This is a genomic window from Aeromonas tecta, from assembly GCF_000820185.1.
Lineage (GTDB): Bacteria > Pseudomonadota > Gammaproteobacteria > Enterobacterales > Aeromonadaceae > Aeromonas > Aeromonas tecta.
Map to the genome: position 1 here is coordinate 21,044 of NZ_CDCA01000021.1, position 26,494 is coordinate 47,537.

At 62.9% G+C, this 26,494-nt stretch carries 25 protein-coding genes; 11 read left to right on the forward strand and 14 right to left on the reverse strand.

The features are described 5' to 3' along the window. The first annotated feature begins 103 nt into the window (after positions 1 to 103). Positions 104 to 523 (forward strand): DNA polymerase III subunit psi, encoded by a 420-nt coding sequence (locus tag BN1137_RS06905; protein WP_083443396.1) that lies wholly within the window; start codon positions 104 to 106, stop codon positions 521 to 523. Between the two features lie 107 nt (positions 524 to 630). Beyond that, positions 631 to 1,077, forward strand: a complete 447-nt coding sequence (gene rimI / locus BN1137_RS06910) for a ribosomal protein S18-alanine N-acetyltransferase (RefSeq protein ID WP_050717929.1) — start codon at positions 631 to 633, stop codon at positions 1,075 to 1,077. 157 nt (positions 1,078 to 1,234) lie between these two features. On the opposite strand, the gene BN1137_RS06915 is transcribed toward rimI, so the two are convergent. Further along, the gene (locus BN1137_RS06915) at positions 1,235 to 1,780 is read right to left on the reverse strand and encodes a thioredoxin family protein (RefSeq protein ID WP_050717901.1); all 546 of its coding nucleotides are present in this window, start codon (positions 1,778 to 1,780) and stop codon (positions 1,235 to 1,237) included. Between the two features lie 182 nt (positions 1,781 to 1,962). Here BN1137_RS06915 and BN1137_RS06920 point away from each other — a divergent pair, with 182 nt between their 5' ends. Continuing rightward, a complete protein-coding gene (locus BN1137_RS06920) occupies positions 1,963 to 3,753 on the forward strand; it encodes an AMP-dependent synthetase/ligase (protein WP_050717902.1) in 1,791 nt (596 codons plus the stop codon). Positions 3,754 to 3,854: 101 nt separating this feature from the next. Here BN1137_RS06920 and BN1137_RS06925 read toward each other — a convergent pair whose 3' ends face one another. The 3 genes from BN1137_RS06925 to BN1137_RS06935 all read right to left on the reverse strand — a co-directional run bounded on the left by BN1137_RS06925 (position 3,855) and on the right by BN1137_RS06935 (position 5,929). Then, positions 3,855 to 4,547: an aspartate/glutamate racemase family protein gene (locus BN1137_RS06925; RefSeq protein WP_050717903.1), complete on the reverse strand. Its 693-nt coding sequence runs from the start codon at positions 4,545 to 4,547 to the stop codon at positions 3,855 to 3,857. Positions 4,548 to 4,639: 92 nt separating this feature from the next. After that, complete coding sequence (locus BN1137_RS06930; protein WP_050717904.1) at positions 4,640 to 5,230, reverse strand: LysE family translocator; 591 nt, start codon at positions 5,228 to 5,230, stop codon at positions 4,640 to 4,642. 102 nt (positions 5,231 to 5,332) lie between these two features. Continuing rightward, positions 5,333 to 5,929, reverse strand: coding sequence for a LysE family translocator (locus BN1137_RS06935; protein ID WP_050717930.1), 597 nt, complete (start codon positions 5,927 to 5,929; stop codon positions 5,333 to 5,335). Positions 5,930 to 6,046: 117 nt separating this feature from the next. On the opposite strand from BN1137_RS06935, the gene BN1137_RS06940 reads away from it, so the two are divergent. Together BN1137_RS06940 and BN1137_RS06945 are read left to right on the forward strand one after the other, a co-directional pair. Beyond that, the gene (locus BN1137_RS06940; RefSeq protein WP_050717905.1) at positions 6,047 to 7,420 is read left to right on the forward strand and encodes an aminotransferase-like domain-containing protein; all 1,374 of its coding nucleotides are present in this window, start codon (positions 6,047 to 6,049) and stop codon (positions 7,418 to 7,420) included. Between the two features lie 30 nt (positions 7,421 to 7,450). After that, on the forward strand, positions 7,451 to 7,918 hold the full coding sequence (locus BN1137_RS06945; protein ID WP_050717906.1) for a hypothetical protein: 468 nt from the start codon (positions 7,451 to 7,453) through the stop codon (positions 7,916 to 7,918). Between the two features lie 76 nt (positions 7,919 to 7,994). Here the strand turns inward: BN1137_RS06945 and BN1137_RS06950 are convergent, their stop codons facing one another. The 3 genes from BN1137_RS06950 to BN1137_RS06960 all read right to left on the reverse strand — a co-directional run bounded on the left by BN1137_RS06950 (position 7,995) and on the right by BN1137_RS06960 (position 12,106). Next, a complete protein-coding gene (locus BN1137_RS06950) occupies positions 7,995 to 9,308 on the reverse strand; it encodes a sodium-dependent transporter (RefSeq protein WP_050717907.1) in 1,314 nt (437 codons plus the stop codon). Positions 9,309 to 9,740: 432 nt separating this feature from the next. Further along, positions 9,741 to 11,054, reverse strand: a complete 1,314-nt coding sequence (locus BN1137_RS06955) for a sodium-dependent transporter (protein ID WP_050717908.1) — start codon at positions 11,052 to 11,054, stop codon at positions 9,741 to 9,743. A gap of 212 nt (positions 11,055 to 11,266) precedes the next feature. Further along, positions 11,267 to 12,106 (reverse strand): isopenicillin N synthase family dioxygenase, encoded by an 840-nt coding sequence (locus BN1137_RS06960; RefSeq protein ID WP_050717909.1) that lies wholly within the window; start codon positions 12,104 to 12,106, stop codon positions 11,267 to 11,269. Positions 12,107 to 12,301: 195 nt separating this feature from the next. Here BN1137_RS06960 and BN1137_RS06965 point away from each other — a divergent pair, with 195 nt between their 5' ends. After that, the gene (locus BN1137_RS06965) at positions 12,302 to 12,865 is read left to right on the forward strand and encodes a DUF2799 domain-containing protein (protein ID WP_050717910.1); all 564 of its coding nucleotides are present in this window, start codon (positions 12,302 to 12,304) and stop codon (positions 12,863 to 12,865) included. 43 nt (positions 12,866 to 12,908) lie between these two features. Here the strand turns inward: BN1137_RS06965 and BN1137_RS06970 are convergent, their stop codons facing one another. Both BN1137_RS06970 and BN1137_RS06975 read right to left on the reverse strand, forming a co-directional pair. Then, positions 12,909 to 13,727: a Cof-type HAD-IIB family hydrolase gene (locus BN1137_RS06970; protein WP_050717911.1), complete on the reverse strand. Its 819-nt coding sequence runs from the start codon at positions 13,725 to 13,727 to the stop codon at positions 12,909 to 12,911. Positions 13,728 to 14,037: 310 nt separating this feature from the next. After that, on the reverse strand, positions 14,038 to 15,276 hold the full coding sequence (locus BN1137_RS06975) for an MFS transporter (RefSeq protein WP_050717912.1): 1,239 nt from the start codon (positions 15,274 to 15,276) through the stop codon (positions 14,038 to 14,040). Positions 15,277 to 15,461: 185 nt separating this feature from the next. Here BN1137_RS06975 and BN1137_RS06980 point away from each other — a divergent pair, with 185 nt between their 5' ends. Together BN1137_RS06980 and BN1137_RS06985 are read left to right on the forward strand one after the other, a co-directional pair. After that, positions 15,462 to 16,085, forward strand: coding sequence for a helix-turn-helix transcriptional regulator (locus BN1137_RS06980; protein ID WP_050717913.1), 624 nt, complete (start codon positions 15,462 to 15,464; stop codon positions 16,083 to 16,085). Between the two features lie 307 nt (positions 16,086 to 16,392). Then, complete coding sequence (locus tag BN1137_RS06985; RefSeq protein WP_050717914.1) at positions 16,393 to 16,869, forward strand: Lrp/AsnC family transcriptional regulator; 477 nt, start codon at positions 16,393 to 16,395, stop codon at positions 16,867 to 16,869. 97 nt (positions 16,870 to 16,966) lie between these two features. Here BN1137_RS06985 and BN1137_RS06990 read toward each other — a convergent pair whose 3' ends face one another. Next, complete coding sequence (locus BN1137_RS06990) at positions 16,967 to 17,284, reverse strand: hypothetical protein (protein ID WP_050717915.1); 318 nt, start codon at positions 17,282 to 17,284, stop codon at positions 16,967 to 16,969. A gap of 248 nt (positions 17,285 to 17,532) precedes the next feature. Next, positions 17,533 to 17,958 carry a MarR family winged helix-turn-helix transcriptional regulator gene (locus BN1137_RS06995; protein ID WP_050717916.1) on the reverse strand — a complete coding sequence of 142 codons (426 nt, stop codon included), beginning with the start codon at positions 17,956 to 17,958 and terminating at the stop codon, positions 17,533 to 17,535. Between the two features lie 239 nt (positions 17,959 to 18,197). Between BN1137_RS06995 and BN1137_RS07000 the strand changes: the two genes are divergently transcribed. The 3 genes from BN1137_RS07000 to chrA all read left to right on the forward strand — a co-directional run bounded on the left by BN1137_RS07000 (position 18,198) and on the right by chrA (position 21,596). Further along, positions 18,198 to 19,202: an NADP-dependent oxidoreductase gene (locus BN1137_RS07000; RefSeq protein ID WP_050717917.1), complete on the forward strand. Its 1,005-nt coding sequence runs from the start codon at positions 18,198 to 18,200 to the stop codon at positions 19,200 to 19,202. Positions 19,203 to 19,735: 533 nt separating this feature from the next. Continuing rightward, a complete protein-coding gene (locus BN1137_RS07005) occupies positions 19,736 to 20,179 on the forward strand; it encodes a nucleotide triphosphate diphosphatase NUDT15 (protein WP_050717918.1) in 444 nt (147 codons plus the stop codon). Positions 20,180 to 20,441: 262 nt separating this feature from the next. After that, positions 20,442 to 21,596, forward strand: a complete 1,155-nt coding sequence (chrA, locus tag BN1137_RS07010) for a chromate efflux transporter (RefSeq protein ID WP_050717919.1) — start codon at positions 20,442 to 20,444, stop codon at positions 21,594 to 21,596. An 87-nt stretch (positions 21,597 to 21,683) separates the two neighbouring features. On the opposite strand, the gene msrB is transcribed toward chrA, so the two are convergent. From msrB to glgB, 3 genes are read right to left on the reverse strand one after another with little or no spacing between them, the layout of a single operon-like run. Further along, a complete protein-coding gene (msrB, locus tag BN1137_RS07015) occupies positions 21,684 to 22,073 on the reverse strand; it encodes a peptide-methionine (R)-S-oxide reductase MsrB (protein WP_050717920.1) in 390 nt (129 codons plus the stop codon). A 56-nt stretch (positions 22,074 to 22,129) separates the two neighbouring features. After that, positions 22,130 to 24,271: a glycogen debranching protein GlgX gene (gene glgX / locus BN1137_RS07020; RefSeq protein WP_050717921.1), complete on the reverse strand. Its 2,142-nt coding sequence runs from the start codon at positions 24,269 to 24,271 to the stop codon at positions 22,130 to 22,132. Beyond that, positions 24,271 to 26,448 (reverse strand): 1,4-alpha-glucan branching protein GlgB, encoded by a 2,178-nt coding sequence (glgB, locus tag BN1137_RS07025; RefSeq protein WP_050717922.1) that lies wholly within the window; start codon positions 26,446 to 26,448, stop codon positions 24,271 to 24,273. Before glgB ends, glgX begins: the two co-directional genes overlap by 1 nt. Between the last annotated feature and the right edge of the window lie 46 nt (positions 26,449 to 26,494).

Sequence of the window (26,494 nt, forward strand, 5' to 3'; positions counted from 1 at the left end):
GGCGCCGCGTGCAAACGCAAACTCAGGGGTGCAGCAAAACCCGCGAAAGTGTACTCTGCGCATCAAGATTTACCCCAATGCAGATCAAGAGTGAGCCTTCGCCATGCAAGATCCCCTGCTGGACCCATTGCGTCAGCGCATCCTGACCCGGATGGGCATCTCGAGCTGGCAGCTAAGAGCGCCAAGCCTGCTGGCTGGCCATGCCACCCCGGCGCAGGACGAGAGTGCAGCGCCCACGGTTACCGCGGCGCCGGCCGTCGTGGCGATGCCTACGGGCAAATTATGGCTGCTGGCTCCGGCCCTGCCCGCCCCGGCCCTGCTGGGGGATATCTGCCAGTTACTCGGCATCGACGCGGACGAAGTCAGCTTGCTGGAGAGCCTGCCCGAGGGGCTGACGCCTCCCCTGCTCTGGCTGACCAGTGCCGATCCCCGCTGGCCCGACGCCCTGGTGTGCCCACTGCAGCCCGACGCGGCCCAGAAGCGCAGCCTGTGGCAGCAGCTGCGGCAGCGTTTGCCCGGCTGAGTCAGGCGGCTCATCCTGCGGCCATCGACGCTCATGCCACGAACATGGCACGCCCATGCCCCCCATCGCAAGTGCCAATCCTTCCCGGAGTCCCCATGTCTGACGCCATGCCCCACTTTCGCCCCCTGCTCGAATCCGATTTCGAGCTGATCTATCCCATCGAACAGGCCGCCCATCAGGAGCCCTGGAGCCAGGCCAATCTGCTCTCCTGCTTCGGGCCGCGCTATCTCAACGGGCTGATGCTGATCGGCGAGCGCCCTGCCGGTTTCTATATCTCGGATCTGGTGGCGGGCGACAGCTCGCTGATGAACATCTGCGTGCATCCCGACTTTCAGGGAAAAGGGCTCGGCCGGGCATTGCTCAAGGAGTACCTCGCCCGCAGCAAGGCCAAGAAGGCGGAGGCCTGGTTTCTGGAGGTGCGCGCCGGCAACAAACGCGCCATCGCGCTCTACGAGAGTGAGGGCTTTGCCGAATATTGCCGCCGTGATGGCTACTACGGCACCGGCCAGGACAGGGAAGACGCTGTGCTGATGTCCCGCCTGTTCGACTTCTAAGCCGCTACGTCGCCTCAAGCTACTGGCTGGGGGCTAGCTGCGCATCTTCCATCGGCGCGACCTCTAAACCTCTATTCCCGACCAAGGCCCCACGGCATTGGCTGGGGCGATTCGAGCTGCATGTCTTGTGGGATCCACGTCGACTCGCGCCGTGCGCTCAAGGCAGCGGCGCGTTGTCGATGGCGGGGTCCTCCAGGGCGAGGGTGACCCGCAGCACGGCGTCAAACCCCGCGGCCGAGAGCGGCATGAAGAAGCCGCGGCCATAGGTGACCCCGGGCATCCAGATCTGTTGATCCTCCACCTCGATGTTGATGGGGCGCAACGACTCACCGGGGCGCTGGATATAGACACCGGGCGGCGTTGCCACCTTGGGGAAGCGGCGCAGAATGTGGCTACTGCCGTCTCCCGCATCCGGGTTGAGGCGCACCTTGACCAGGTCGGCCAGGGTGGATTGCATCTCGGGTGAGCGCCACAGCCTTGCATCGAGCGCCTTGCAGCGCCGGCACTTGGCGCTCTCTATCACATAGAGCAGGGGATAGCCCTGTTGCAGCGCCAGCTCTTGCGCCTGCTCATAGCCTTCGGCCCCGCTCAGCCAGGGATTGTCGTCTCCGGACGGCAAGCCGCCGAGGGCATACCAGAGACCACCGGCTCCCGCCAGCACCAGCAAGGCGCCCGTGATGAGGCTCTTGATCCCGATACTCATAGTCCCCCTCCCTGAACGAATCCGAATACTCGCCCCATCATGCCTGAGTCGCTTCGACTTGACGACTTTGTGATCCAGAACAAACAGCGCACACTTGTAAGCTGTAATGCTAGAGTTTAAACTCCAGCCCGGTTTTAAATGCCCCCTGCGGGCGTACAACTGTTACTTGAGGATGATTGACCATGTCGCAGTTTCATCTGGTTAAACTGATGCGTGAACGCATTGCCCGCCTTGGCAACAAGGCCGCCCTGCGCGTTCAGCAAGATGGCCAGTGGCGTGCCATCGGCTGGCGCACCCTGGGTCAGGCGATGGACTATTGTGCCCAGGCCCTGATCCGCACCGGCCACCAGCCTACCGAGATGGTCGGCATCTATGCCCGCAACATGCCGGAGTGGACCCAGGCCGATCTCGGCATCCTGGCCGCCCGCGGCGTCAGCGTGCCCATCTACCCCACCAGCACCCTGGATCAGCTGCGCTACATAGTGCGTGATGCCGGCATCCAGCTGCTGTTCGTGGGTGAGCAGCAACAGTTTGATCAGGCGCTCGTCTTGCTAAATGAAGGCGAGATCCGCCAGCTCGTCGCCCTCGATGGCAACGTCGATCTGCGCGGCTGCGCAGCGGCCAGTCACTTCCAGACCTTCCTCTCCTCCGGCAATCATCAGCCCAGCGAGCAGGAGCTGCGCCTTCGCGAACAGCACTACCGAATGGATGACCTGCTGACCCTGATCTACACCTCCGGCACCACGGGCGAACCCAAGGGGGTCATGCTCGATTTTGCCAACATCGCCGCCTGCTTCGAGATGCATGACCGCCGCCTGGACATGAACGAGCAGGATGTGTCCCTGTGCATGTTGCCGCTCAGCCACGTGTTCGAGCGCGCCTGGACCTACTACGTGCTCTATTGCGGCGCCGAGAACGTCTACATTCGCGATCCGCAGAAGGTGATGGACGTCATCGGCGAGGTGCAGCCGACCGTGATGTGCGCCGTGCCGCGCCTCTACGAGAAGGCCTACGCCATGATCCAGGCCAAGGTCGCCCAGGCACCGCGTCTGCGCCGCGCCCTGTTCGGCTGGGCCACCGGGGTCGGCAAGCAAATGGTGGCAACCCGTCAGGCGGGCAAGTCCGCCTCACCCCTGCTCTATGCCAAGCTCGCGCTGGCGGAGCGACTGGTGTTTCGCAAGCTGCGGGCCCGCTTCGGTGGTCGCGCCCGCTTCCTGCCGGTCGCCGGCGCCCGTCTCGCGGACGATGTGAACCTCTTCTTCCAGGCCATGGGGCTCAACCTCAAATACGGCTACGGCATGACCGAGACCACGGCCACCGTCTGCTGCTACGAGGATCAACAGTTCAAGCTGGGTTCCATCGGTACCGTCATGGACGGCATCGAGGTGAAACTCGGTGAGAACAACGAGCTGCTGGTGCGCTCCCCGACCGTGATGCGCGGCTACTACAACAAGCCGGACGCCACCTTTGATGTGATGACGGCAGACGGCTTCCTGCGTACCGGTGATGCGGGTGAACTCGACGGCAAGGGCAACATCTACTTCACCGAGCGCCTGAAAGAGCTGATGAAGACCTCCAACGGCAAGTACGTGGCCCCGCAACTGGTGGAAGGCACCCTCGGCAAGGATCGCTTCATCGAGCAGATCGCCATCGTCGCCGACGCCCGCCACTTCGTGTCGGCGCTGATCGTGCCCTGCTTCGAGTCCCTGGAGGAGTACGCCCGCTCCATCAACCTGCAGTACCAGTGCAAGACCGAGCTGCTGCGCCACTCCCGGGTGGTGGAGTTCTTCGAGTCGCGCATTCACGAACTGCAGCAGGAGCTGGCCAAGTTCGAGCAGGTGAAGAAGTTCACCCTGCTGCCGAGCGCCTTCTCCATGGAGCTGGGGGAGATCACCCCGACCATGAAGCTGCGCCGCAAGATCATCGAGGCCAAGTACCAGAGCGAGATCGAGGCCATGTATAGCCACGTGTAAGCAGAGCCACCTTTAAGCAAAGGCTTGCTCCAACAGCAAAAAGAGGCGCCATGGCGCCTCTTTTTTTATGCTCTTTTCGCTGCGAACTCTGGTAACAATCTTTAGCTCAGCGCCCACTCCACCGCCGCCTCGGCATGGATGGCGGTGGTATCGTAGAGCGGCACCGCAGCCTTCTCATCCCCCACCAGCAGCGCGATTTCGGTGCAACCCAGGATCACCGCCTGGGCACCCGCCTCAGCCAGTCCGGCGATGATGGCCAGGTACTCGGCACGGGAGGCGTCATGCACCTCCCCTAGACAAAGCTCGTCGTAGATGATGCGATGGACCCGCTCCCGCTCTGCTTCCTTGGGTACCAGCACCTCCAACCCGAACAGGGTTTCCAGCCGTCCTTTGTAGAAATCCTGCTCCATGGTGAAGCGGGTACCGAGCAGACCGACCCGGCTCACCCCGTCGGCCACCAGCCGCTTGGCGGTGGCATCGGCGATGTGCAGCAGCGGGATCTCGATGGCGGCTTCTATCTCGGGTGCCACCTTGTGCATGGTATTGGTGCCGATCAGCAGAAAATCCGCGCCCCCCGCCTGCAGATCCCGGGCGGCGACGCTCAGCAGCCGGGCGGTGGCAGGCCAGTCACCGGCATGTTGCAAGCGCTCTATCTCGGCAAAATCGACGCTGTTGAGCAGCACCCGCGCCGAGTGCAGGCCGCCGAGCCGCGCCCGCACGCCCCGGTTGAGCGCCTGATAATAGCTGACGGTGGACTCCCAGCTCATGCCACCCAGCAGACCGATACATTTCATCCTTGCTCCTTGAGGGAATGGCGACAGTGGCGCCACCCGCAGATAAAAAAGGCCCCGCAGGGCCAACAAGACAGAAGGGCAGGTGCAAGCACCTAGATCCAGATCATCAGCACGCAGGCCGCCGTGGCGATCCCCATGCCGAGGTTAAAACGACGCCAGCCCTGGGCTGTACGGATGAGGCGGCGTACCTGGGCACCGAACAACACCCAGAAGGCACCGGTGTAGAGGCCGGTAATAAAGAAGGTGCCGAGCACCCAGCTCGCGGACGGCCAGTAGGCATCCCCCGCCAGGGTGAAACCGCTGATGGCGGAGAGCGCCATCATCCAGGCCTTGGGGTTGAGCAGTTGCAACATGGCGCCCTGATGGGCCGGGATAAGCGGCCGGCTGCCCTCTGCCGGGCCGCTGGCGGTGGCGACCTTCCAGGCCAACCAGAGCAGGTAGGCAGAGCCCAGGATCTTGAGCCCCTCGTGCAGCAGCGGCAGCTTCTCGAACACCACCCCGAGCCCCAGCGCCATGGCCAGGATCATCAGATTGATGCCGCCCACCACCCCCACCAGCAGCGGCAGGGAGCGGCGAAAACCCTGGGCCGCCCCGGCGCTGGTGAGCAGCATGTTGTTGGGCCCGGGCGTACCGCAGGTGATCAGGGCAAAGCCCGCCAGGGGGAGCAACCAGTTCAGATCCATCTCAACCTCAAAATGTGACAGCAAGCCTTCTAATATGCAGAGCCGAGCCCTTGACGACAAGCTCGCCAATGCATTTTCTTCGCATAAAAAATCAAACAGGCCTCAATACCAGAGCATCACCACACACAGGGCCGTCAACACGCCAAGGCTGCCATTGAGGCGACGCCAACCCTGCTCAGAGCTGATCCAATTGCCCAGCTGATTGCCAAACAATACCCAGACAAAGCAGGTCGGCAATGCCACCACCACGAACATGATCATGACGGCAATCTGGCTCGGCCAGTAGTTGATCCCTTCCTGACTGAACAGGCTGATGGCGGAGATCCCCATCATCCAAGCCTTGGGATTGAGGAACTGGAAGCCGAGGCCCTCCAGCATGGTCAGTGGTCGGCCGCGGCTGGCGGGATCACCGGGGGCACCGGCGATCGCCACCCGCCATGCCAGCCACAGCAGATAGAGGCTGCCGAAGATCTGCAGACCCAGCCGCAGCAGGGGGAAGCGCTCGAACAAAGGGTGCAGCCCCAGCGCCAGGACAATCTGCAGCACCGGCTGACCCAAGGCGACCCCGAGCAGATGAGGGAAGGTGCGGCGCACGCCGAAGTTCGCGCCGGACGCGGTCAGCATCAGGTTGTTGGGCCCCGGAGTACCACAGGTAAGTACGGCGAAGCCAAACAGGGTGGCATACCATTCGATAGTCATCATCTTGTCTCCTTGATGGTCACATTGTATCGATACAACGTGACCTTTATCATTGTTTCGTGGCTGACATTTACGCTATATTGAGACAATTCTGCGATCAATGGATTTATTGTCACCATGACAATCTGGACACCCCACCTCGATGCATTCGAGGGCCCTATCTACCTGAAACTGGTCAAGGCCATCGAGCAAGCCATCCACGATGGCACCCTGGCCCCCGAGACCCGGCTGCCGACCCACAGAGCCCTCGCGGACAAGCTTGGGGTGACGGTCGGCACCATCACCCGCGCCTATTCCGAAGCCGAGCGGCGCGGTCTGCTGGCGGCCAGGGTGGGCCATGGCACCTGGGTCAGGGCGGCGGTGGATCCGGTGGATGAGTGGGTGATCCGCAACGAGGACAATCAGCGCATCGAGTTGTGGCAGAACCTGCCGATCCCGCTGGACAGGGCCTCCATCATCAAGCCCATGCTGATGGAGCTGGCGGACGGGGATCTCAATGCCCTGCTCGGCTATGACAAGGAGGCGGGCCGCCCCTGGCAGCGCCAGCTGTTCGTCGACTGGCTCACCAGCCTGGGGGTCAACAGCCGGGAGGAGCACCTGCTGTTCAGCCACGGCGCCCAGCACGGCATCATGCTCTCCCTGCTGGCCACCGGCTGCGTGGGGGAGACAATCTTGTGCGAGGGGCTCAGCTACCCCGGCATGCTGGGCAATGCCCGTCAGCTGAAGAATCAGGTGGTGGGCCTGCCGCTCGACGAGGAGGGGATGATACCGGCGGCGCTGGATGCGGCCTGCCGTCAGCGCCGGGCCAAGCTGCTCTACCTGACCCCCACCCTGCAAAACCCCACCACCGCCGTGATGAGCCCGGCGCGGCGGGAAGCCATAGTCGCCATCGCCCGTCGCCACGATCTGCTGATCATCGAGGACGACGTGAATGGCCTGCTGCCCGAGACCACGCTCCCGCCCCTGGTCAACCTGGCGCCGGAGCGAGTCATCTACCTCGGCAGCCTGGCCAAGATAGCCTGCGGCGGCCTGCGGGTCGGCTTCGTGCTGACCCCGCCCCAGCTGCGCAACGCCTTCGCCCAGGCTATGCGGCTGTCGAGCTGGATGGTGAGCCCGCTGCTGATCGAGCTGGCCTGCAAGCTGGTGAGCCAGCACCAGATCATGCCGCTTATCGAGCAACAGAGACGGATCCTGGCGCGCCGGGGCGAGCTGCTGCGCCACCTGTTGCCGGGGGCGCGCTGGCATCCGGGATCCATGCACGCCTGGCTGCCCCTGCCCGAGCCCTGGCGCAGTCAGGAGTTCGTCGAGGCCGCCAATGCCCTTGATGTCGGGGTTGCCAGCGGCGAGCACTTCGCTGCCGGCCAGTTTGCCGCGCCCCAGGGCATTCGCCTGAGCCTGAGTCAGCCGGCCACCGATGCCCGGGTCGCCGAGGGGCTGGAGCGCCTCGCCGGTCTGCTGCGCAGCGCACCGCCCACCAATCCCCTGCTATAGTCAGTGGCCGCCCGCCCCCAAGGAAAATCCATGTTGTCATCCCGTGCCCCGCTGTTGCTGATGACCCTGTTGCTGGGGGGCTGCGCCGCCCCCGCCCATCAGCAGCAACTTGGCCAGGCCCTGAATGGTCTGGAGGGGGAACTGGAGCGTCTGGAGGAAGAACTCGCGGCCATGAACGGGCTGCACTACCAGAAGGCCATCGATGCCCCCGCGTCCCTGCGCCGCTACCTCAAGACGCCCGCCCCCACGGCGGAGGGATTGGTGCCCGAACAGATCCAGCTGCAGGATGGCCCCTTGCTGCGCTATCGCTATCAGCTACCGGCGGGAATGAAGGCGCTACCCACCGACAACCCCTGCCTGCGCTACGAGTTCGAGCTGCGCCACCTCGGTCGGCTCGGCCAGCTCGATCTGCACTGGCAGGGCAACGGCCATCAGGGCCAGCGCCTCATTCAGCAATCTGACTGCCCCTTCTCCGCCAAGGGCCCAGGCCTGCAATAAGCCGCGCCAGATGCCCAGATATACAAAGAGGGGTTGGCCACTGGCCAACCCCTCTTTCTTTATGCTCTTCCTCGGATCAGATGATGCCTCGCACCAGGATGCCGGTGATCAGCAGCGGTGCCACCAATCGCCAGCACCAGAGCAGGCAGAACCGCCATACCGGCGACAGGTCGGCGGGCAGTATGGTCTCCCCCAGTCGCCATCCCAGCAGCAGGGTCAGCACCAGACCGAACAGCGGCATCATCAGGTTGGAGGTGAGATAGTCCAGCAGATCGAAAATCGTCTTGCCAAACAGGGTCAGCTCGCTCCAGGGGCCGAACGACAGGCTGACCGGGATGCCGGAGGCCATGATCAGCAGGGTCAGCACCCGACAGGCGCCGCGCCTGGACCAGCCCCACTCCTCTGTGGTGAAGCGCACCAGGTGCTCGAGCATGGAGATGGAGGAGGAGAGCGCCGCCACCAGCAGCAACAGGAAGAACACCACCCCCAGCCCCTGGCCGAACGGCAGGTGGCTGAACACGGCGGGCATGGTCATAAAGGTGAGGCCTGGCCCGGCAGTCGGGTCGATACCGGTGGAGGCCAGCGCCGGGAAGATCATCAGCCCCGCCAGCACCGAGATGAGGCTCGCCAGGGTTACCACCCAGACGCCGGATTTCAGCACCCCGTCGCTATTAGGCAGATAGGCGCCATAGGTGGTGTGTACCCCAAGGCCGATGGAGAGGGAGAAGAAGGCCAGCCCCAGCGCGTCCAGCACGCTCTGGCCGGTCAGCATGGAGAAGTCCGGCAGCAACAGTTGGCGCACCCCGGCCATGGAGCCCGGCATGGAGAGCCCCACTCCCACCAGCAGCAACATCATGACAAACAGGGCCGGCATCATCCAGCGAAGCGCCCGCTCCACCCCCTTCTGGATGCCCCCCTGCACGAACCACCAGGTGAGACCCGCGAACACCAGATGGGTCAGCACGGGCCACCAGGGATCGCTGACATAGCCGTTGAACAGGGCGGTCAGCGCCGAGCCCTCGCTCAGGTTCAGCTTGCCCATCACCGCCAGCGCCGCATACCCCACGGTCCAGCCCCCCACCACGCTGTAGAAGCTGTAGATGAAGAAGCCACACAGGATCCCCATGTAACCCATCCAGCGCCAGTTCGGCCCCACCAGCGATTTAAAGGCGCCGAGCACCCCGCGCTGACTGCGGCTGCCAAGCAGGGTCTCCCCCACCAGCACCGCCACCCCCAGGGTGAAGCTAAACAGCAGGAACACCAGCAGGAAGGCGCCACCGCCGTTGGTGGCAGTCACATAGGGAAACTTCCAGATGGCACCGAGACCGATGGCGGTGCCGGCCGCCGCCAACACATGCCCAAGACGGGAAGACCACTGAACCTGGCTCATACAACCTCCGGGTAAGACAACATCGAATCGAGACTCCTGACCATGACGGGAAATAAAAAAGGCCGCCTCTGGCGACCTTTGCAATGAACATTCAGACAAACTGCGCGTGCAAGGTCACCTCTCTTGCGAGCTAAAAAATCGACCAAAGGAGGCGATGAAAGGTGGCATGAAGCGGATAACCTGCACGGCAAAAAGGAGCAATAGCCTAAACCACGGCAAGAGAAGTTGACAGTTAATAGTCCACTTCAGCCCATAGAACAGCGACATGGCGGCATCGACAATTCAAACTGCAATATTAAATATCGAAATATGATTATTTTTTAGCATTTTAGATTGCGTCAATGCCGCCAACGAGCAGGCCTCGGCGATAGATTGGAAACCGTATTCTGATGTCAAAGCAAGGCGGGCGAGCCAGGGGCCCGCCCGCCGGCATCACAGCAGGCCCCGCACCAGGATGCCGCCGATGAGCAGGGGCGCCAGCCAGCGCCAGCAGCCCATCACCAATTGGCGCCAGTGGGGAGCCAGCCCTTCGGGCAGCGCCTTGCGGCCGAGCTTCCAGCCGAGCAGCAGGGTGAGGGCCAGGCCGAACATCGGCATCAGCAGGTTGGAGGTGACAAAATCCAGCAGCTCGAAGATGTTCTTGCCAAACAGGGTGATGCTCGCCCAGGGGCCGAACGACAGGCTGACCGGGATCCCCCCCGCCATCACCACCGCAGTGATGAGGCTACAGGAGGCGCGCCGCGACCAGCCGAAACTCTCGCACAGGAAACATTGCAGATGCTCCAGCAAGGAGATGGAAGAAGAGAGCGCCGCCACCACCAGCAAGGCGAAGAATACCACCGCCAGCCCCTGGCCGAACGGCAACTGCTGGAACACCGCCGGCATGGTCATAAAGGTGAGGCCGGGGCCCGAGGCGGGATCGATGCCGGTCGCCGCCAGCACCGGGAAGATCATCAGCCCCGCCAGCACCGCGATGAGGCTCGCCAGCAGCACCACCCAGAGGCTGGAGCGACCGACTCCCTCACTGCTCGGCAGATAGGCGCCATAGGTGGTGTGAATGCCAAGGCCGATGGAGAGGGAGAAGAAGGCCAGCCCCAGGGCGTCCAGCACCCCGGACATGCCGAGCTTGCTGAAGTCCGGCATCAGGAAGTGGCGTACCCCGGCCATGGCGTTGGGCAGGGTCAGGCCGAAGGCCACCAGCAGCAGGATCATGATGAACAGGGCCGGCATCATCCAGCGCAGGGTGCGCTCCACCCCTTTTTGCACCCCGCCCTGCACGAACCACCAGGTGAGGGCCGCGAACAGCAGGTGAGTCAGCACGGGCCAGAGCGGATCGCCGACGTAGTCGTTGAAGCGGGCGGTGAGAGCTGCGCCGTCACCGTGGCGCAGCTCACCCGCCAGCGCCATGCCGGTGTAGCCCAGGGTCCAGCCACCGACCACGCTGTAGAAGCAGAAGATCAGCAGGCTGCAGAGCAGCCCCATGGCGCCGACCCAGCGCCACCGCTTGCCCATCAACTCGCTAAAAGCCCCAACCACCCCGCGCCGGGTCAGGCTACCGAGCAGAGTCTCCCCCATCAGCACCGCCACCCCCAGGGTGAAGCTGAACAGCAGGAACACCAGCAGGAAGGCGCCACCACCGTTGGCGGCGGTGACATAGGGGAACTTCCAGATGGCACCGAGACCGACCGCGGAACCCGCGGCGGCCAGGATGTAACCGAGCCGGGATGACCATTGGGACTGCTTCATGAGAACTCCAATCGAGGGGCCCACCCAGAGGGGCCAAGAATGGTGCTCAGACTACGCCTGACCCCGTGCAATCACTCGTCGTATCTCTGGCTTAAAACCGACTTATTAGCAGCAATGACTAACAATATTCGGTTTATCACCCATTCATGCCACAAAACAAAAACCGGAGCATTTTTGCTCCGGTTTTGCATCGACGGGGAAGATCCCGGGGACTAGATAACCCCCAGCTCCCGCAGCCGCTCCATCAGGTAGCTGTGGGCGGTGTGACGCTCCGAGAGCACCACGTCCGGCCGCGGGTGCAGGAACAGCGGCAGGGAGATGCGGGACTTGCTGACACTGCCACCGGTCGGGTTGATGACGCGATGGGTGGTGGAGGGATAGTAGCCATGGGAGGCCTCCTGCAGCATGTCACCTATGTTGATGATCAGGGTGCCAAAGTCGCAGGGCACGTCCATCCACTCGCCGTCGGAACCCTTCACCTGCAGACCCGGCTCGTTGGCGGCGGGCAAGATGGTGAGCAGGTTGATGTCTTCGTGGGCTGCGGCGCGGATGGCGCCTGGCGCTTCGGTGCCGTCGAACGGCGGATAGTGCAGCACCCGCAGCAGGGTCTTCTGGCTCTCTTCAATCATGGAGGAGAGCGAGCAGCTGTAGTGGGCGGCGATGTCCTTCGGGGTGTATTGCTCCACCCAGCCGAGCAGCTCGGCGGCCAGGTTGTTGGCCAAGGCATAGTACTCCATCGCCTGGGCCCTCAGCTCTTCCGGCATCTGACCCCAGGGGTAGAGGTGGAAGTACTCCTTGATGTCCTTCTGGGTGTTGCCCTTGGCCACCTCGGAGACCGACGGCGGGAAGTAGCCGTCCTGGGTCTCGCGGTTGAACAGGAAGTCCTGCTTCTGCTCGCTCATGAAGAAGCGATACCAGTTGTCATAGATGGACTGCACCAGCTCCTTGGGGATGGGATGGTGGGTCAGTACCCCGAAGCCGGTGGTACGCAGGGATTCGGTGAAGCGCTCGGCCGCATCGGGCGAGCGGTAATCCACGGTCAGAACTTTCATTATTTTTGTTACGTGCCAGTTAAAAGTAGGCGCAGTTTACCCTGCCTCCTCCGGCAAGAAAAGGTTGCCGGAGACAAGGTTATAAGGGTTTGAAAATACTGATAAAAACATCATATCTATCGGGCTGGCGCCAAGGCTTGTCCTGCTGGGGCTTCCTCACTAGAATGCCTGCACTTTCACATTAGGAGCCGTTCCATGTTCCCAAGGATGCTGTTGCTGACCCTGCCCCTGCTGCTCGCCGGTTGCAGTTCGCTGTCCGAAGAGGAGTGCCGCGCCATGAGTTGGTACAACCAGGGCTATGAGGATGGCACCCAAGGCAAGACCCGGACGGCCAGCAGCGGCTACAGCAAGACCTGTGGCGAATATGGCCTCAAGGTGGACGAGGCGGAGTGGCAGCGGGGTTACGCCAAGGGGCTTGAGCTCTACTGCATTCCCGAGCTCGCCTACAGCAAGGGACGGGAGGGGAACGAGTACCTGGGAGTCTGCCCCAATGACACCACCTTTCTCACCCAGTTCGATCGCGGTCGCAAGGAGTTCCTGCTGGCCGAGCGCCTCGGCGAGTTACAGCAGGAGCTGGAGCGCACCGAGCGGGACATCTACCAGCTGGATCAGCAGATCCGAAGCGAAAACGACAGCAAGCAGCGGGACTACTACCGCGCCCAGCGTGACAGGGCCGTGCGCCACTACGAAGGCGTGCGCCGGGAGTACAACCGTATTCGCTTCCCGGATCGGGTGATCCAGTTCTCCTTCGGCGACTGATCTTCTGACTTGAAGCCCTGCCGCCCGGCAGGGCTGCTCGCTCTCAGGGCAATACCCAACGCTGCAACGCCAGCGCGATACCGTCCTCGTTATGATCCGCCGTCACCTGATGGGCGTGGGCCTGGATCTGGGGCGCCGCGTTGCCCATGGCCACCGCCAGCCCGACCTGCTCGAACATGCTGATGTCGTTGTTGTTGTCGCCAAAGGCCACCACGTTCTCCATCGCAATGCCTTCGCTGGCGGCCCACTGGGCCAGCCGGTTGCCCTTGCTGCAACCGGGCTGCACCAGCTCCACCGCGTAGGGTGCCGCCCAATCCTGGGTGAAGGGCAACGTCTGCACCACCTCCCCCACGAAGCGATGCAAGCGGCCGGGATCCTGATTGAACAGTTCCAGCTTCCAGACCGGTTTTTGCAGCCAGGCACCGAGATCCTCGGCCGGCAGCAGGGAGACCTTGAGGTGATCCGGCTGATTGGCCGACCAGCGCCGCATCCGCCCCACATGCTCATCGCAGCCGAGATAACCGATGCCCTCATCGAGGTGGAACAGGGCGCCCATCTGCTGCGCCTCGACCTGCGCCAGCAAGGCGGTGAGTGGCGCTACCGCCAGCGGATCCCCCGCCAGGATCCGATCCAGCGCCGGATCGTAGAGGTAGGCACCGTTGCTGCAGATGAGGGGGGTGTCGAGGGCCAGCTCGTGGTGGAAGGGGCGCGCCGTCATGAAGTGACGGCCCGTCACCAGCAGCACCTTGATGCCGTGGGCCCGCGCCTGAGCCAGGGCGGCCCGGGTGGCGGACGAGATCTTGTGATCCCGGGTCAGCAGGGTGCCATCCATATCTAACGCTATGGCCTGAAAACGACTCATATCACCTCCAAAAATGTCGATCCGCGCGAGGTGCCATACAATCCCGGTTCCAATGCAATGGCCTGGTATTGACTCATATCACCTCCAAGAAGATTAAATCGCGCGAGGTGCCATGCAATCCTGGTTCCAACGCAATGGCCTGGAAACGGCTCATATCACCTCCAAAAGCGGGCATCGCGGGGCAATGACCTGAGTTGGCCGGGTGCGCCGAGCGACGGGGTAAGACGGAGCAAAGAGTCATACCGTCCCAGACTCGGCGCCGCGATGCAAGCTCCCGCTGCCCCGCCGGCGCCAATCTGTGATCCACCGATCAGCCAGCCTCGACCTGGGCGTCAGGTTGCCGGCTCCGATCCGCCGCCCTGCGCAAGCCATAGAAGCCGAGGGCACAGATCAACCCAAACATCGTCGCCAGATAGAAGGGCCATTCGGTACCTGCCAGCAACACCAGGCTGCCCACCAGCACAGCCAGGATCTCGCTGCCCACCGCCAAGCCGCGATAGAGCCCCATCGCCTGCCCCTGCTGCTGGGGATGACTGCGGTTGGAGACAGCGACCGAGGTGGCCAGCTCCCCGATGCTCATGCCGATGCCGGCCGGAATGAAGGTGAGCGCCAGCCCCCACCACTGCCCCGGTAGGATAAACATCAGCATACCTGCCGCCATCACCAGGTGGCCGACGATGCCGAGGCTACTGCCGCGCCAGTGGCGAGCGAGCAATTCCCCCAGCCAGGATCCCAGCATCATGGGCACACTCACCAACACCGCCGCCTGGGCCAGTTGCACCGGATCCCAGGCCAGCCGCTCCACCAACCAGACGTTGAAGTAGGTGAAATAGAGTTGCACCGCGCCATAGCTAAGCAGCGTCAGCACGAAGTAGGGTAACAGCCGGGGTTGCACCAGCAGTTGGCGGGTCGAGAGGCTGGCCAGCGCCTGCTCCGCCTGCACCGGTGGCCGGTTGGGGATAAGCCAGAGCACCAGCAGCAGGTTGCCCGCCGTCATGGCCACCGCCAGCCAGGCCGCGATACTGTAATCTCCCGAGATCACCGCGGCGTAGCCCCCGATCATCGGCCCCAGCACCCAACCCAGGTTCATGCCGATGTTGATCCTGGCAAAGTTGCGCGCCTTGGTCTTGGTGGTGCTCATATCTGCCGCCATCGCCTGGACGATGGCGATGTCACCGTTGAAGAAGCCCTCCAATACCCGGCTCAGCAGCAGCAGCGGCAGGGAACGCCAGGCGATGCCGAGCGCCATCAGGGCATAGCCCGCCAGCACGCCGACCAGACAGATGATCAGTATGGGTTTGCGACCATAGCGATCGGACAGTCGCCCGAGCCAGGGCGCCCCCAGCAGTTGGAACAGCGGGTAGAGCCCCATGATGACGCCTAGCCACACCTTGCGGCTCCAGTCAGAGGCTTCCGGCGTCAGCATGCCCTGGGCCGGATCCAGCATCAGTGGAGCCAGCACCGGCGAGGGCAGACTGAAGCCCGCCACCGCCAGGGTCACCGTCATCACCAGCACCCAGAGGGTGGCCTGTGCCTTGATTCCTTCCATGTCCATTCCATTAAATAAAGTTATTTGTTTATTTATACTGCAAAGGTGGCGCCATTAAGTAAAGTGAATTATTGATTTAAATGAATCCTCTCCCCATAATGGCCCCATCAACGCCTGTACCGACAAGGCCTGCTCGAGCTGCCACCCATCCCCCGAAGCCTCCTGTCGAACACGAGAGCCACCCCATGAACGCCAGCACCGACAAGATCCTCTACCTGTTAAAGACCCATGGCCCCCAGAGCGCCGCCGCCCTCGGCGAGCAGTTGCAGATGACCTCCATGGGCGCCCGCCAGCATCTGATCGCGCTGGAGGCCGAAGGCTGGGTCGGATTCAGCGACGAGGCCCGCGGCCGGGGTCGGCCGGTGCGGCTCTGGCACCTGACCGAGCAGGCCTGGCAGCGCTTCCCCGACACCCACAGCGAGCTGACCCTGCAACTGCTCGACAACGTGCAGCAGCTGTTTGGCGAGACCGGCATGGAGCAGTTGATCCAAAAGCGCGAGCAGCAGATGTTGAGCCGCTACCAGCTCCGGCTGGATCAGCCCGCCCTGGCCGATCGGCTGGCGGAGTTGAAGGAGCTGCGCACGCGGGAAGGTTACATGGCGGACATGCGCCAGGACGAGGATGGCAGCTGGTTGTGGTGGGAGAGTCACTGCCCCATCTGCGCCGCGGCGCGGGCCTGTCGGGGATTTTGTCGCAGCGAGCTGGCGCTGTTTCGCGAGCTGCTGGCCCCGGCCGAGGTGGAGCGGGAACAATATCTGCTGGACGGCGATCAGCGCTGTCTCTATCGCATCACCCCGCCTCAGCCCTGACGCCGGACGCCAAAAACAACAAAGCAGGCGCCGGGATGCCTGCTTTGTTGCCTTCGGGGAGGAGATGCCCTCGTTCCAGCCCGTCAGTTCCCGATAAGGTCAGACGGCTGATGGGGTTGATGACCCGATAAGGTCAATCACCACAGAGACCTGGTCGGGTATCTGTTTTGCCACCGGAAGATGCAACCATAGTATCCCTCCCACGGCGGTGAGTGGTTGCGAAGTAGCAGGTATTTTCAGTTGTTTTTGCAATAGTTCACCCTTAATCTAGGAAAAGTGAATTAGTAATTGCAACGAGGAACGGAGAATGCTGAAACTTGATCGTATAGACAGGCATATTCTGGAGTTGATGCAGGAGAATGGCCGCATCAGCAACCTGGAGCTGGCCGAGCTGGTCGGCCTCTCCCCTTCACCCTGCTCGCGCCGGGTCAAGGCACTGGAGGATGCCGGTCTCATCGATACCCATGTCACTCTGCTCAATGCCCGCCAACTGGGGCTCACGCTCACCGCTTACATTCATATCTCCATGGACAGGCACACCCCGGAGCGGTTCGAGAACTTCGATCTGGCCATCAAGGATCTGCCCGAGGTGCTGGAGTGCGATCTCATCACCGGCAATGACGCCGACTACCAGCTCAAGGTGGTGGTGCGGGACATGGAGCACTACCAGCACTTCCTGCTGGACAAGCTGACCCACATCCCCGGCGTGACCGGGGTGCGCTCCAGCTTCGTGCTGCGCCGCATCAAGCACAAGACGGCGCTGCCCCTCAATCATCTGGGCTGATGCCCTGCGCCAAAAAAAGAGGAGGCCTTGGCCTCCTCTTTTTATTCATGTTGATTGGTCGGCCGCTGGCCGCGCTCATCCGCTGTTGGGATGAGGCTCAGACTGTCACCTGGCTGACATCCTGCACCTGCAGCAGCCAACCGGCCTGTTCATGCTGAGGCTCGCCACTCAAACGCAGCCGCTCGCCGGCAGGCACCCATTGCCCCTCGGGCAAGGAGACCAGCAGACTCTCATTGCCGTTGTCGAACAGCCAACGATCGGCACCTAATGACTCTATCAGATACCCTTCCATCTCCACTCTGGACTCGGCCTGCCAGGACGGCGCAACGGAATCACGGCTCTCGATGAAATCCCCTTGAACACCAAAACTGGCCAGCCCCCACAGAATGGAGAGCCCGACGATAGATGATTGCATCTCTTCTCTCTCCCCTTCTGGAACTGTGGGGCCAGTATGGGAACAGAAAAGTGAGTGCACCATGAACAAGACGGCAAAGTGCTGGCGAGATCGCGAAAAAAACCGGCCAAGGGGCCGGTTTTGTCATTTTATGACGCCTTCATCACACTCTTTGGCGGCTTTATCTACCACAGGTTCAGCTGGCAGCGTATTCGTCCAAAGGGGATGTTGCGCAGCGCCCTGGTGGGTAGCCATGGCCGGGGTCGGATTCAGCGCCCCAGCTGCGCCGCGAGGCGATCGCACAGCTGTTTCAGCTGGGCCAGCTCCGCATCGTCCAAGTCCAGCTGGCTGCGTAAGTTGTCCACCAGGCAGCACTCCTTGACCCCTTGCTGCAACTCGCGCCCGGCCTCGGTCAGGCGGATGCATTTTTGCCGCTCGTCTTCCCGTGAGACGGTGCGGGTCAGCCAGCCCTTGCTCTCCAACCGCTTGACGATGGGGGTCAGGGTGCCAGCATCCAGCCCGGTCTCCTGGCCAATCTCCTTGAGGCTGACCTCGTCGCGCGCCCAGAGCGACAGCATGACCAGGTATTGGGTGTAGGTGAGATCCAGCTTGTCCAGCAGCGGCCGATAGGCGCGCATCACCGCATTGGAGGCGCTGTAGAGGGCAAAACAGACCTGCTTTTTCAATTCACTCATGGGGCACCTCGCTGGTAATGGCGGCCAGTATACCCCAGGAGACTGGAGCGCTGAATAATTTGCACACAAAACAGTTGTCAGACCACTTGTTCGGGATTAGTCTGGCATTAGTTTGTACGCAAGACAATGCAGCCGACAGGCCATCATACTGCTGGACCTGAGCCGCACAGGGGCGCAGTCTGAACAACGCACTGCCGCCTCATTCCCGAACGCCACCATCTCTTTCCTGGAGAAATACCATGAGTCAGCTCAGCCATCAGATCCAGTTGCTGTGTCGCCCGAGCGGCCTGCCAGCCCCAGACGATTTCATCCTGCAGGCCGTTGCCCTGCCCGAGCCCCAGGAGGGCGAGGTGCTGGTCGCCAACCAGTGGCTGTCGGTGGATCCCTACATGCGCGGGCGCATGAGCGAGGCCAAGAGCTATGTGCCGCCCTTCGCCCTCAATGCCCCCCTGGAAGGCGGCGCCATCGGCACCGTGCTGGCCTCGCGCCACTCCGACTTCAAGGTGGGTGACAAGGTGAGCAGCATGCTGGGCTGGCGAGACAGCTTCGTCGCCAAGGCCTCGCTGCTGACCCGCTTGCCCGCCACCGAGCTGCCGCCCCAGCTGTTTCTCGGCGCCCTTGGCATGCCGGGCATGACCGCCTGGGCCGGGTTGCACCAGGTCGCCAAGTTGCAGGCCGGTGAGACCCTGCTGGTCTCGGCGGCCTCCGGCGCGGTCGGCACCATGGCGGTGCAGCTCGCCAAGCGCGCCGGGGCGCGGGTCATCGGCTCCACCGGCTCGGCCGACAAGGTCGCCTATCTCAAGACACTGGGGGCCGATGCGGTGATCAACTACAAGGAGACGCCGGATCTCGACGCCGAGCTGGCACGGCTGGCGCCGGAAGGCATCCATGTCTACTTCGAGAACGTCGGTGGCGCCATGCTGGAGGCGGCCCTCAATCACATGGCGCTGCACGGTCGCATCGTGCTGTGCGGCCTCATCGAGCAGTACAACAGCAACGGCGAGGCGAGCGGCCCGCGCAACCTGGCCCAGGTGATCCGCAAGCGCATCCTGATCCAGGGGCTGCTGGTCTCCGACCACTGGCAGCACTACGGCGACTTCCTGGCCGAGGCCATTCCCGCCTTTGAGGCCGGGGCCCTGCAGAGCGAGGAGACCGTCAGCCAGGGGCTGGCCAGCATGCCACAGGCCTTTATCGGTCTGTTCCAGGGCCGCAATACCGGCAAGATGCTGGTCAAGCTGGACTGAGAGCCCGCCCGACATAGCACACGGTAAGCGACCCGGATCTTTATCAAGAGACAGGCCGGGGGCATCATGGCGGCAAGCTGCCAGCCAGACTGGACTGAGTGCCTGTCCGGCATTGGGTATGGGTCGTGCGACTCAGGTCTTTATCGAGGGAGATGGGCTGAAAACGACCAAAACGATAGGCGAACGGGCAATCTGACTCGGCGTTTACCGTCCAATCCCATCGTTTAAACAGATGCTATTCACAATAATCTATCTGATGGGTAGATAGTAAATCGGCGCAATCTGGCATTCTCCCGCCAGTTCCTCGACCGGTGACTTGCGAAACAGGCCCATCCGCCCTAAGGTGGGCCCGTTTTTTATGGTGCAATCTGCTCTCGGCGAGGTGCGTCTTCTCCTCCAGCATTTGGGGACGGTGATAGGGTCAGCCGACCCAATCCAGCTCGCACCTAGCCCGTCGCCATGACAGTGCGCGACGCAGCCACCACCAGCCACCCAGTGCAGCTACCGTGCAGCCACAACAAGGAGCTCTTCCCATGTCCACTCCCTATCCCCGCGTCGGTGTCGGCGTCATCCTGACCAATGCCGAAGGCCAGGTGCTGCTCGGCAAGCGCAGGGGCAGCCATGCCCCCTACTGGTCCATCGCCGGCGGTCATCTGGAGCTGGGGGAGAGCTTCGAATCCGCCGCCATCCGGGAAGTGGCCGAGGAGACGGGCTTCGTCATCCAGGCACCCCGGGTCATCGCCGTCACCAATAACCTGGAGACCTGGCGCGAGAGCGGACTGCACTATATCTCGGTCACCCTACTGGCCGAAGTGGAAGGGGAGCCGCAACTGCTGGAGCCGGAGAAGTGCGAGGGCTGGATCTGGTGCGATCCCCGCGAGCTGCCCGAGCCCCATTTCGATGCCAGTCGCCAGTCCATTGCCTGCTGGCTGGCAGGGCGCTGCTACTTGCCGCAGCCGAGCCAACCGGCAATTTAGACCATCCCTTGCTGGCCGGCCGGGCCCTGCTATCTACCGCAACCAAGCCAGCCGGCAATCTAGACCATCCCCTGCTGGCTGGCCGGGCGCTGCTACCTGCCACACTCGAGCCAGCCGGCAATCTAGGCCATCCCCTGCTGGCTCGCTGGACACAGCTATCTGCCGCCGCCCAGCCCGCCGACCCCATCACCCGAACTGTCATCAAAAAGTCACCGTTTTGTCATATCATCGGGGTCGATGATGACAACGAGGGAGTGACGACGTGGGGCAGGTGTTTATTCAATTTCTGTGGCTCGGCTGCATCAGCTTCGGTGGCCCCGCCGCCCATATCGGCTATTTCCAACGTACCTTCGTCACCCGGCTCGGCTGGCTCAGCCAGGCCGAGTTTGCCCAGCAACTGGCACTGTGCCAGTTGCTGCCGGGCCCCGCCTCCAGCCAGCTCGGTTTTGCCATCGGCCGTCAGCGGGCGGGATTGGGCGGCGCCCTTGCCGCCTTCGTGGGCTTCACCCTGCCCTCCTTCCTGCTGTTGCTGGCGGCGGCCATCGGCCTCGCACGGCTGACAGACAATCTCTGGCTGAATGCCGCCCTGCATGGTCTCAAGCTGCTGGCCCTAGTGGTGGTAGCCGATGCGGTGCTCACCATGAGCCGCCAGTTCTGCCAGAGCCGCTTGCAACAAGGGATCATGGTCACCACCGCCGCCGCGCTCTGGTGGCAGCCCGGCCTGCTAACCCAGATGCTTCTGCTGATCGCCGCCGCCTCGACCGCGGCTCAGTTCAGTCCGGGGCACGGATTGCCTGAAGCAGCCATCCCCTCCTCCCCTGATAGAGTCCAGCAACCCCACTGGCCGACCCTGCTGCTGTTTGCCTTGCTGTTTATTGGCCTGCCGCTGCTGGCTCATGGCCCCGCCAGCCAACTGTTTGCCGACTTCTACCGGGCGGGCAGCCTGGTGTTTGGCGGCGGTCACGTGGTGCTGCCGTTGCTGCAGGAGACGGTGGGTCAGGCCTTGAGCCCGCCGCAGTTTCTGACCGGCTACAGCCTGGCCCAGCTGGTGCCGGGCCCCATGTTCAGTCTGGCCAGCTACCTCGGCGCCTTGTTGCTGCCACAGACGCCCCTCGCCGGTGCCTTACTGGCGACGCTCGCACTGTTCCTGCCAGGGTTCCTGCTGCTGTGGGCGCTGGGGCCCTGCTGGCGGCACTGGTTGGCTCAGCCCAGGCTGGCGGGCGCCGTGGCGGGGATCAACGCCGCCGTGGTGGGGCTACTGCTGGCGGCGCTCTATCAACCGGTGTGGCAAAGCGCCGTGCTGACCCCCACCGATCTAGCGCTGGCCGCCCTCGCCTTCTATCTGCTGCGGGTCTTGAAGTTGCCGATCCTGGCCCTCGCCGGCCTGCTGCTGGGGACGTCACTGCTACCGCTCTGACGCCCCGGCGGGGCAACCATCGACTGCCCCAATAAAAAACGGCGCCTCTTTCACAAGAGGCGCCGTTTTTATCTGACTCTGGGCCAATCACTGCTCGTCGGGATCGAACTCCAGACTCAGGCTGTTGACGCAGTAGCGCTGGCCGGTTTCGGTCGGCCCGTCCGGGAAGACGTGCCCCAGGTGGGAGCCGCACTGGCCGCAGGTGATCTCCACCCGCTTCATGCCGTGGCTGCTGTCCTCGGTGTAGGTCACCCGCCCCTCGATGGCCTTGTCAAACGAGGGCCAGCCGCAGCCCGAGTCAAACTTGGCGGCCGAGTGAAACAGCACGCTCTTGCAGCAGACACAGTGATAGTCGCCGCTCTTGCGGTTGTGCAGCAGGGCGCCGCTGTAGGGACGCTCAGTGCCCTTCTCCCAGCAGACGTGATACTGCTCGGCGCTCAGTTGCTTGCGCCATTGCTCGGGATTATTGCTGCTCATGCTGACTCCTCACCATTGATCTCGCCGCCCAGCATACCCACTCGGGCGACCAAGCTCTACCCCGCCAGCGGGAACTGTGATCCCGTTGGCAACACGGCAGCAACATCCGGCACGGCCACCACCCCCTCCTTGGCCAGAGTCGCCGCCGACAACGCCACGCGCTCCAGCAATTTGAGGGAGTGGGCACGGCCCACCGTCACCTGCCGTTTGATGTCATCGGGCAGGAATGGCAGACCGTCGTTGGTGGCGGTGTCTATGGTCTGGATCCACTCCAGCCCCTCCCCCGGCGGCGGCAGCCGGAACTGGATGTCGTAGTCGCTGGCATTGAACAGCACGTACCAGCGCTCCCCCTCGCAGCCGATCATGCCGATGTCCATGGCAAACGCCTGCCCCATGGGGGCGTGCCAGTCCTGATCGTTGAGCTGATGGCCGTCCGGGTGATACCAGTTGACCTGATGGCAGCTGGTTGGCGTGCCATTCCAGCTGTCGTCGCTCAGTTGCAGGTTGGCAAAGACCCCGGACTCGGCCCGCAGCGCCATCATCTGGCGGGTGAAGGCGAGCAGGCGCTCGTCCTCCGGTCGCCACTGCCAGTTGACCCAGCTTATCTGGTTGTCCTGACAGTAGGCATTGTTGTTGCCAAGCTGGCTGCGGCCTATCTCGTCCCCCGCCAGGAAGTGCGGGGTGCCCTGGGAGAGCAGCAGGGTGGCAATCAGATTGCGCTTCTGCTGCTGGCGCAGATTGTTGACCCTGGGATCCAGCGTCGGCCCCTCGACGCCGTGGTTATAGGAGAGGTTGTTGCCGTGACCGTCTCTGTTGTCTTCGCCGTTGGCCTGGTTGTGGCGCTGGTTGTAGGAGACCAGATCCTCCAGGGTGAAGCCATCGTGATAGCAGAGGTAGTTGATGCTGGAGTGGGGCGCGCGCCAGTTCTTCGGGAACAGATCCCGCGAACCCACCAGGCGGGTGGCAAAGTCCCCCATCTTGCCCGCATCCCCGCGCCAGAAGGCGCGCACGGTGTCGCGGTAACGGTCGTTGATCTCGAGCCACTGGCTCGGGAACTGGCCGAGTCGATAACCGAACGGGCCTATGTCCCAGGGCTCGGCGATGAGCTTGACCCGCGCCAGCACGGGATCCGCCATCATCGCCTTGAAGAAGGCGCTCATGGGATCGAACTCCCCCGCCTCCCGCGCCAGGGTGACCGCCAAATCGAAGCGAAAACCGTCGACCTGCATCTCGGTTACCCAGTAGCGCAGCGCATCCAGCACCAGCCGCAGGCTGTTGGGGTGATCCAGATTGACGCTGTTGCCACAGCCGGTGACGTTGGCGTGACGCTGGTAGTCCGGACCGTGGGCGCCGGTCTCGAAGGCATAGTAGCCCGCGTTGTCGAACCCCTTGAGGGACAGCACGGGGCCGTCGACCCCGGCCTCGGCGGTGTGGTTGTAGACCACATCCAGGATCACCTCGAGCCCGGCCCGGTGCAGCTCGCGCACCATGGTCTTGAACTCGGTGACCGCGTCCCCCGCGCCGTAACGTGGCTCGGGGGCGAAGAAGGCGATGGGGTTGTAGCCCCAGTAGTTGGTGAGCCCCAGTTGCTCGAGTCTGGGCTCGGACATGAAGGTCGCCACCGGCATCAGCTGCACCGTCGTGATGCCGAGCGACTGCATGTGCTCGATGATCACGGGGTGGCTGATACCGAGGTAGGTGCCGCGCAGCGCGGCCGGCACCCCGGGGTGCTGGCGGGTGAAACCCTTGACGTGGGTTTCGTAGATGACGACGCGCTCCGGCGGGATGCCGGGCTTGCCGACCCCCTGCCAGTCGAAAGCGTCATCCACCACCACCGACTTGGCCACCATGGCCGCGCTGTCCCCCTCATAGAGCGCATCGTCCCAATGGGTCGGGCGGCTGAGCGCCTTGGCGTAGGGGTCGATCAGCAGCTTGTCCGGGTCAAACAGCATGCCCTCCTGGGAGGTGCCATACACCCGGTAGCCGTAGCGCTGACCGGCCTTGATGCCTTTCACATAGCCGAAGCGATACTGACCACGCCGGCCGGGCAAGGCCAGTCGAAGCTGCTCCTGCTCCTGTTCATCGAACAGACAGAGCTCCACCTTGTCCGATTGGGGCGCCCAGACGCAGAAATGACAACCCGTCTCATCGAGCAGAGTCCCCAGCGGGTGGTCCTGCCCTTTCTCCATTACCAACATCAAGACTCCTGTTTGATGAACAAGGTCGCGAGCGGCGGCAAGTCCAGCACTATGCTGTGCGCCATCCCCTGCCAGGGGGTCGGCTCGGCGACGAAGACCAAACCCACATCATAGTTGCTGCCCCAGTAATGCTCGCTATCGGTGTTGAGCACGATCCGATAGTGACCGGCCTGCGGCACGCCGAGGCGGTAGGCGATACGCGGCACCGGGGTGAAGTTGCTGGCCACCATGACAGCATTTTCACCCTGTTTATCGGCACGTAGCCAGGCGAAGATGCTGTTGTCGGCGTCGTTATGATCCAGCCAGCGGAAGCCCTCGCGCTCATAATCCGCCTGATACAAGGCAGCTTCATGACGGTAGAACTGGTTGAGATCGCGGATCAGTCGCTGCTGGCCGCCGTGCTTGGGGAACTGCAGCAGGTGCCAGGGCAACTGGGCGTCGTGATTCCACTCGTTGCTCTGGGCTATCTCGGTGCCCATGAAGTTCAGCTTCTTGCCCGGATGGGCATACATGAAGCCCATGTAGGCGCGCAGGTTGGCGGCTTGCTGCCACTCATCCCCCGGCATCTTGTAGAGCAGGGAGTGCTTGCCGTGCACCACCTCGTCGTGAGACAGCGCCAGGATGAAGTTCTCGTCATAGTGATACACCATGGAGAAGGTCATCTCGTTGTGGTGATAACGGCGATGGATGGGCTCCTTTTGCATGTAGCTCAGGGTGTCGTGCATCCAGCCCATATTCCACTTGAAGCCAAACCCCAAGCCACCGAGGAAGGTGGGACGGGAGACTCCCGCGAAGGCGGTGGACTCCTCGGCGATGGTCATGGCGTGGGGATACTTGCCGTACACCTCTTCGTTGGTCCACTTCAACAGGCTGATCGCCTCGTAGTTGTGGTTGCCACCATCGACGTTTGGCACCCACTCGCCGGCGTTGCGCGAATAGTCCAGGTAGAGCATGGAGGCGACCGCATCCACCCGCAGGCCATCGATGTGGAACTTGTCGAGCCAGAACAAGGCGCTCGCCACCAGGAACTGGCGCACGTTGTTGCGGCCAAAATCGTAGATATAGGAGTTCCAGTCCGGGTGCCAGCCACGGCGCGGATCCTCGTACTCGTAGAGCGGGGTGCCGTCGAAACGGGCAAGGCCGTGGGCATCGGCCGGGAAGTGGGCCGGCACCCAGTCCAGAATGACGCCGATGCCGGCCTGGTGGCACTGATCCACGAAATATTTGAAGTCATCGGCGCTGCCGTAGCGGCTGGTCGGCGAGAACATGCCCACCGGCTGATAGCCCCAGGAGCCGCTGAAGGGGTGCTCGGAGACCGGCATCAGCTCGATATGGGTGTAGCCCAGCTCGGTGACGTAGTTGACCAATTCCACCGCCAGCTCGCGCCAGCTCAGGCTGTCGCCGTTGGGGTGGCGCTTCCAGGAACCCACGTGCAGCTCATAGATGGAGAGCGGCTGCTCCCGCTTGTCGTTGAGTTGACTCTCGCGCCAGGCGGCATCCTGCCACTGGTACTGCTCATGGTCATAGATGACGGAGGCGAACGACGGATACTGCTCGCAGTAGAAGCCGACCGGGTCGCTCTTGTGGGGCAGCCGGTGACCCGCCGGATCTTTGAGTTCAAATTTGTAGCGATCCCCGGCCTTGAGTCCAGGCACGAACAGCACCCAGTGACCGCACTGGCTGCGCTGCATCGGGTGGCGACGGCCATCCCAGAAGTTGAAGTCGCCAATGAGGCTCACCGCGCTGGCGCTTGGCGCATAGACGGCGAAGCGCACCCCTTCCACCTGCTGGCCGAGATGTTCGACGCTGCGCAGCTGGGCGCCCAGGGTATGGTAGATGTTTTCCGGCTGTGAGGTCAGCTCTGCCAAGCCCTCCCAGGCGGCGGCCTGGAATTGATAGGGATCGAGATAGTCGGTACTGGCATCGGTGTAGCTGGCGATCAGCTGATAGGGAAAGGGATTCTTGCGGCGGGTGAAAACAGTTTCAAAAAGGCCCGCTTCATCGGCGGCAGTCAGGGTGGCAACGATTTTGCCGGACTTGAGATCCTTGACGCGGACCTCGAGGGCATCGGGCAACCAGGCTGTCAGTTTCAAGCCTGATCCAGCCGGGTTGGCCAGCAGGCCTAAATGGGCGAAGGGATCGGCACAGCGGGCGGCAACCAAACGTTCAACGGGCATCGACATTTCCTTTCATGGCTGAACATCCACTCCGGCCGAAGCCGGA

Bases quoted from the DNA above. Each gene is read 5' to 3' on its own strand.
- BN1137_RS06905 (WP_083443396.1), top strand. From the start codon at position 104: ATGCAAGATCCCCTGCTGGACCCATTGCGTCAGCGCATCCTGACCCGG.
- rimI (WP_050717929.1), top strand. From the start codon at position 631: ATGCCCCACTTTCGCCCCCTGCTCGAATCCGATTTCGAGCTGATCTAT.
- BN1137_RS06915 (WP_050717901.1), bottom strand. From the start codon at position 1,780: ATGAGTATCGGGATCAAGAGCCTCATCACGGGCGCCTTGCTGGTGCTG.
- BN1137_RS06920 (WP_050717902.1), top strand. From the start codon at position 1,963: ATGTCGCAGTTTCATCTGGTTAAACTGATGCGTGAACGCATTGCCCGC.
- BN1137_RS06925 (WP_050717903.1), bottom strand. From the start codon at position 4,547: ATGAAATGTATCGGTCTGCTGGGTGGCATGAGCTGGGAGTCCACCGTC.
- BN1137_RS06930 (WP_050717904.1), bottom strand. From the start codon at position 5,230: ATGGATCTGAACTGGTTGCTCCCCCTGGCGGGCTTTGCCCTGATCACC.
- BN1137_RS06935 (WP_050717930.1), bottom strand. From the start codon at position 5,929: ATGACTATCGAATGGTATGCCACCCTGTTTGGCTTCGCCGTACTTACC.
- BN1137_RS06940 (WP_050717905.1), top strand. From the start codon at position 6,047: ATGACAATCTGGACACCCCACCTCGATGCATTCGAGGGCCCTATCTAC.
- BN1137_RS06945 (WP_050717906.1), top strand. From the start codon at position 7,451: ATGTTGTCATCCCGTGCCCCGCTGTTGCTGATGACCCTGTTGCTGGGG.
- BN1137_RS06950 (WP_050717907.1), bottom strand. From the start codon at position 9,308: ATGAGCCAGGTTCAGTGGTCTTCCCGTCTTGGGCATGTGTTGGCGGCG.
- BN1137_RS06955 (WP_050717908.1), bottom strand. From the start codon at position 11,054: ATGAAGCAGTCCCAATGGTCATCCCGGCTCGGTTACATCCTGGCCGCC.
- BN1137_RS06960 (WP_050717909.1), bottom strand. From the start codon at position 12,106: ATGAAAGTTCTGACCGTGGATTACCGCTCGCCCGATGCGGCCGAGCGC.
- BN1137_RS06965 (WP_050717910.1), top strand. From the start codon at position 12,302: ATGTTCCCAAGGATGCTGTTGCTGACCCTGCCCCTGCTGCTCGCCGGT.
- BN1137_RS06970 (WP_050717911.1), bottom strand. From the start codon at position 13,727: ATGAGTCGTTTTCAGGCCATAGCGTTAGATATGGATGGCACCCTGCTG.
- BN1137_RS06975 (WP_050717912.1), bottom strand. From the start codon at position 15,276: ATGGAAGGAATCAAGGCACAGGCCACCCTCTGGGTGCTGGTGATGACG.
- BN1137_RS06980 (WP_050717913.1), top strand. From the start codon at position 15,462: ATGAACGCCAGCACCGACAAGATCCTCTACCTGTTAAAGACCCATGGC.
- BN1137_RS06985 (WP_050717914.1), top strand. From the start codon at position 16,393: ATGCTGAAACTTGATCGTATAGACAGGCATATTCTGGAGTTGATGCAG.
- BN1137_RS06990 (WP_050717915.1), bottom strand. From the start codon at position 17,284: ATGCAATCATCTATCGTCGGGCTCTCCATTCTGTGGGGGCTGGCCAGT.
- BN1137_RS06995 (WP_050717916.1), bottom strand. From the start codon at position 17,958: ATGAGTGAATTGAAAAAGCAGGTCTGTTTTGCCCTCTACAGCGCCTCC.
- BN1137_RS07000 (WP_050717917.1), top strand. From the start codon at position 18,198: ATGAGTCAGCTCAGCCATCAGATCCAGTTGCTGTGTCGCCCGAGCGGC.
- BN1137_RS07005 (WP_050717918.1), top strand. From the start codon at position 19,736: ATGTCCACTCCCTATCCCCGCGTCGGTGTCGGCGTCATCCTGACCAAT.
- msrB (WP_050717920.1), bottom strand. From the start codon at position 22,073: ATGAGCAGCAATAATCCCGAGCAATGGCGCAAGCAACTGAGCGCCGAG.
- glgX (WP_050717921.1), bottom strand. From the start codon at position 24,271: ATGTTGGTAATGGAGAAAGGGCAGGACCACCCGCTGGGGACTCTGCTC.
- glgB (WP_050717922.1), bottom strand. From the start codon at position 26,448: ATGCCCGTTGAACGTTTGGTTGCCGCCCGCTGTGCCGATCCCTTCGCC.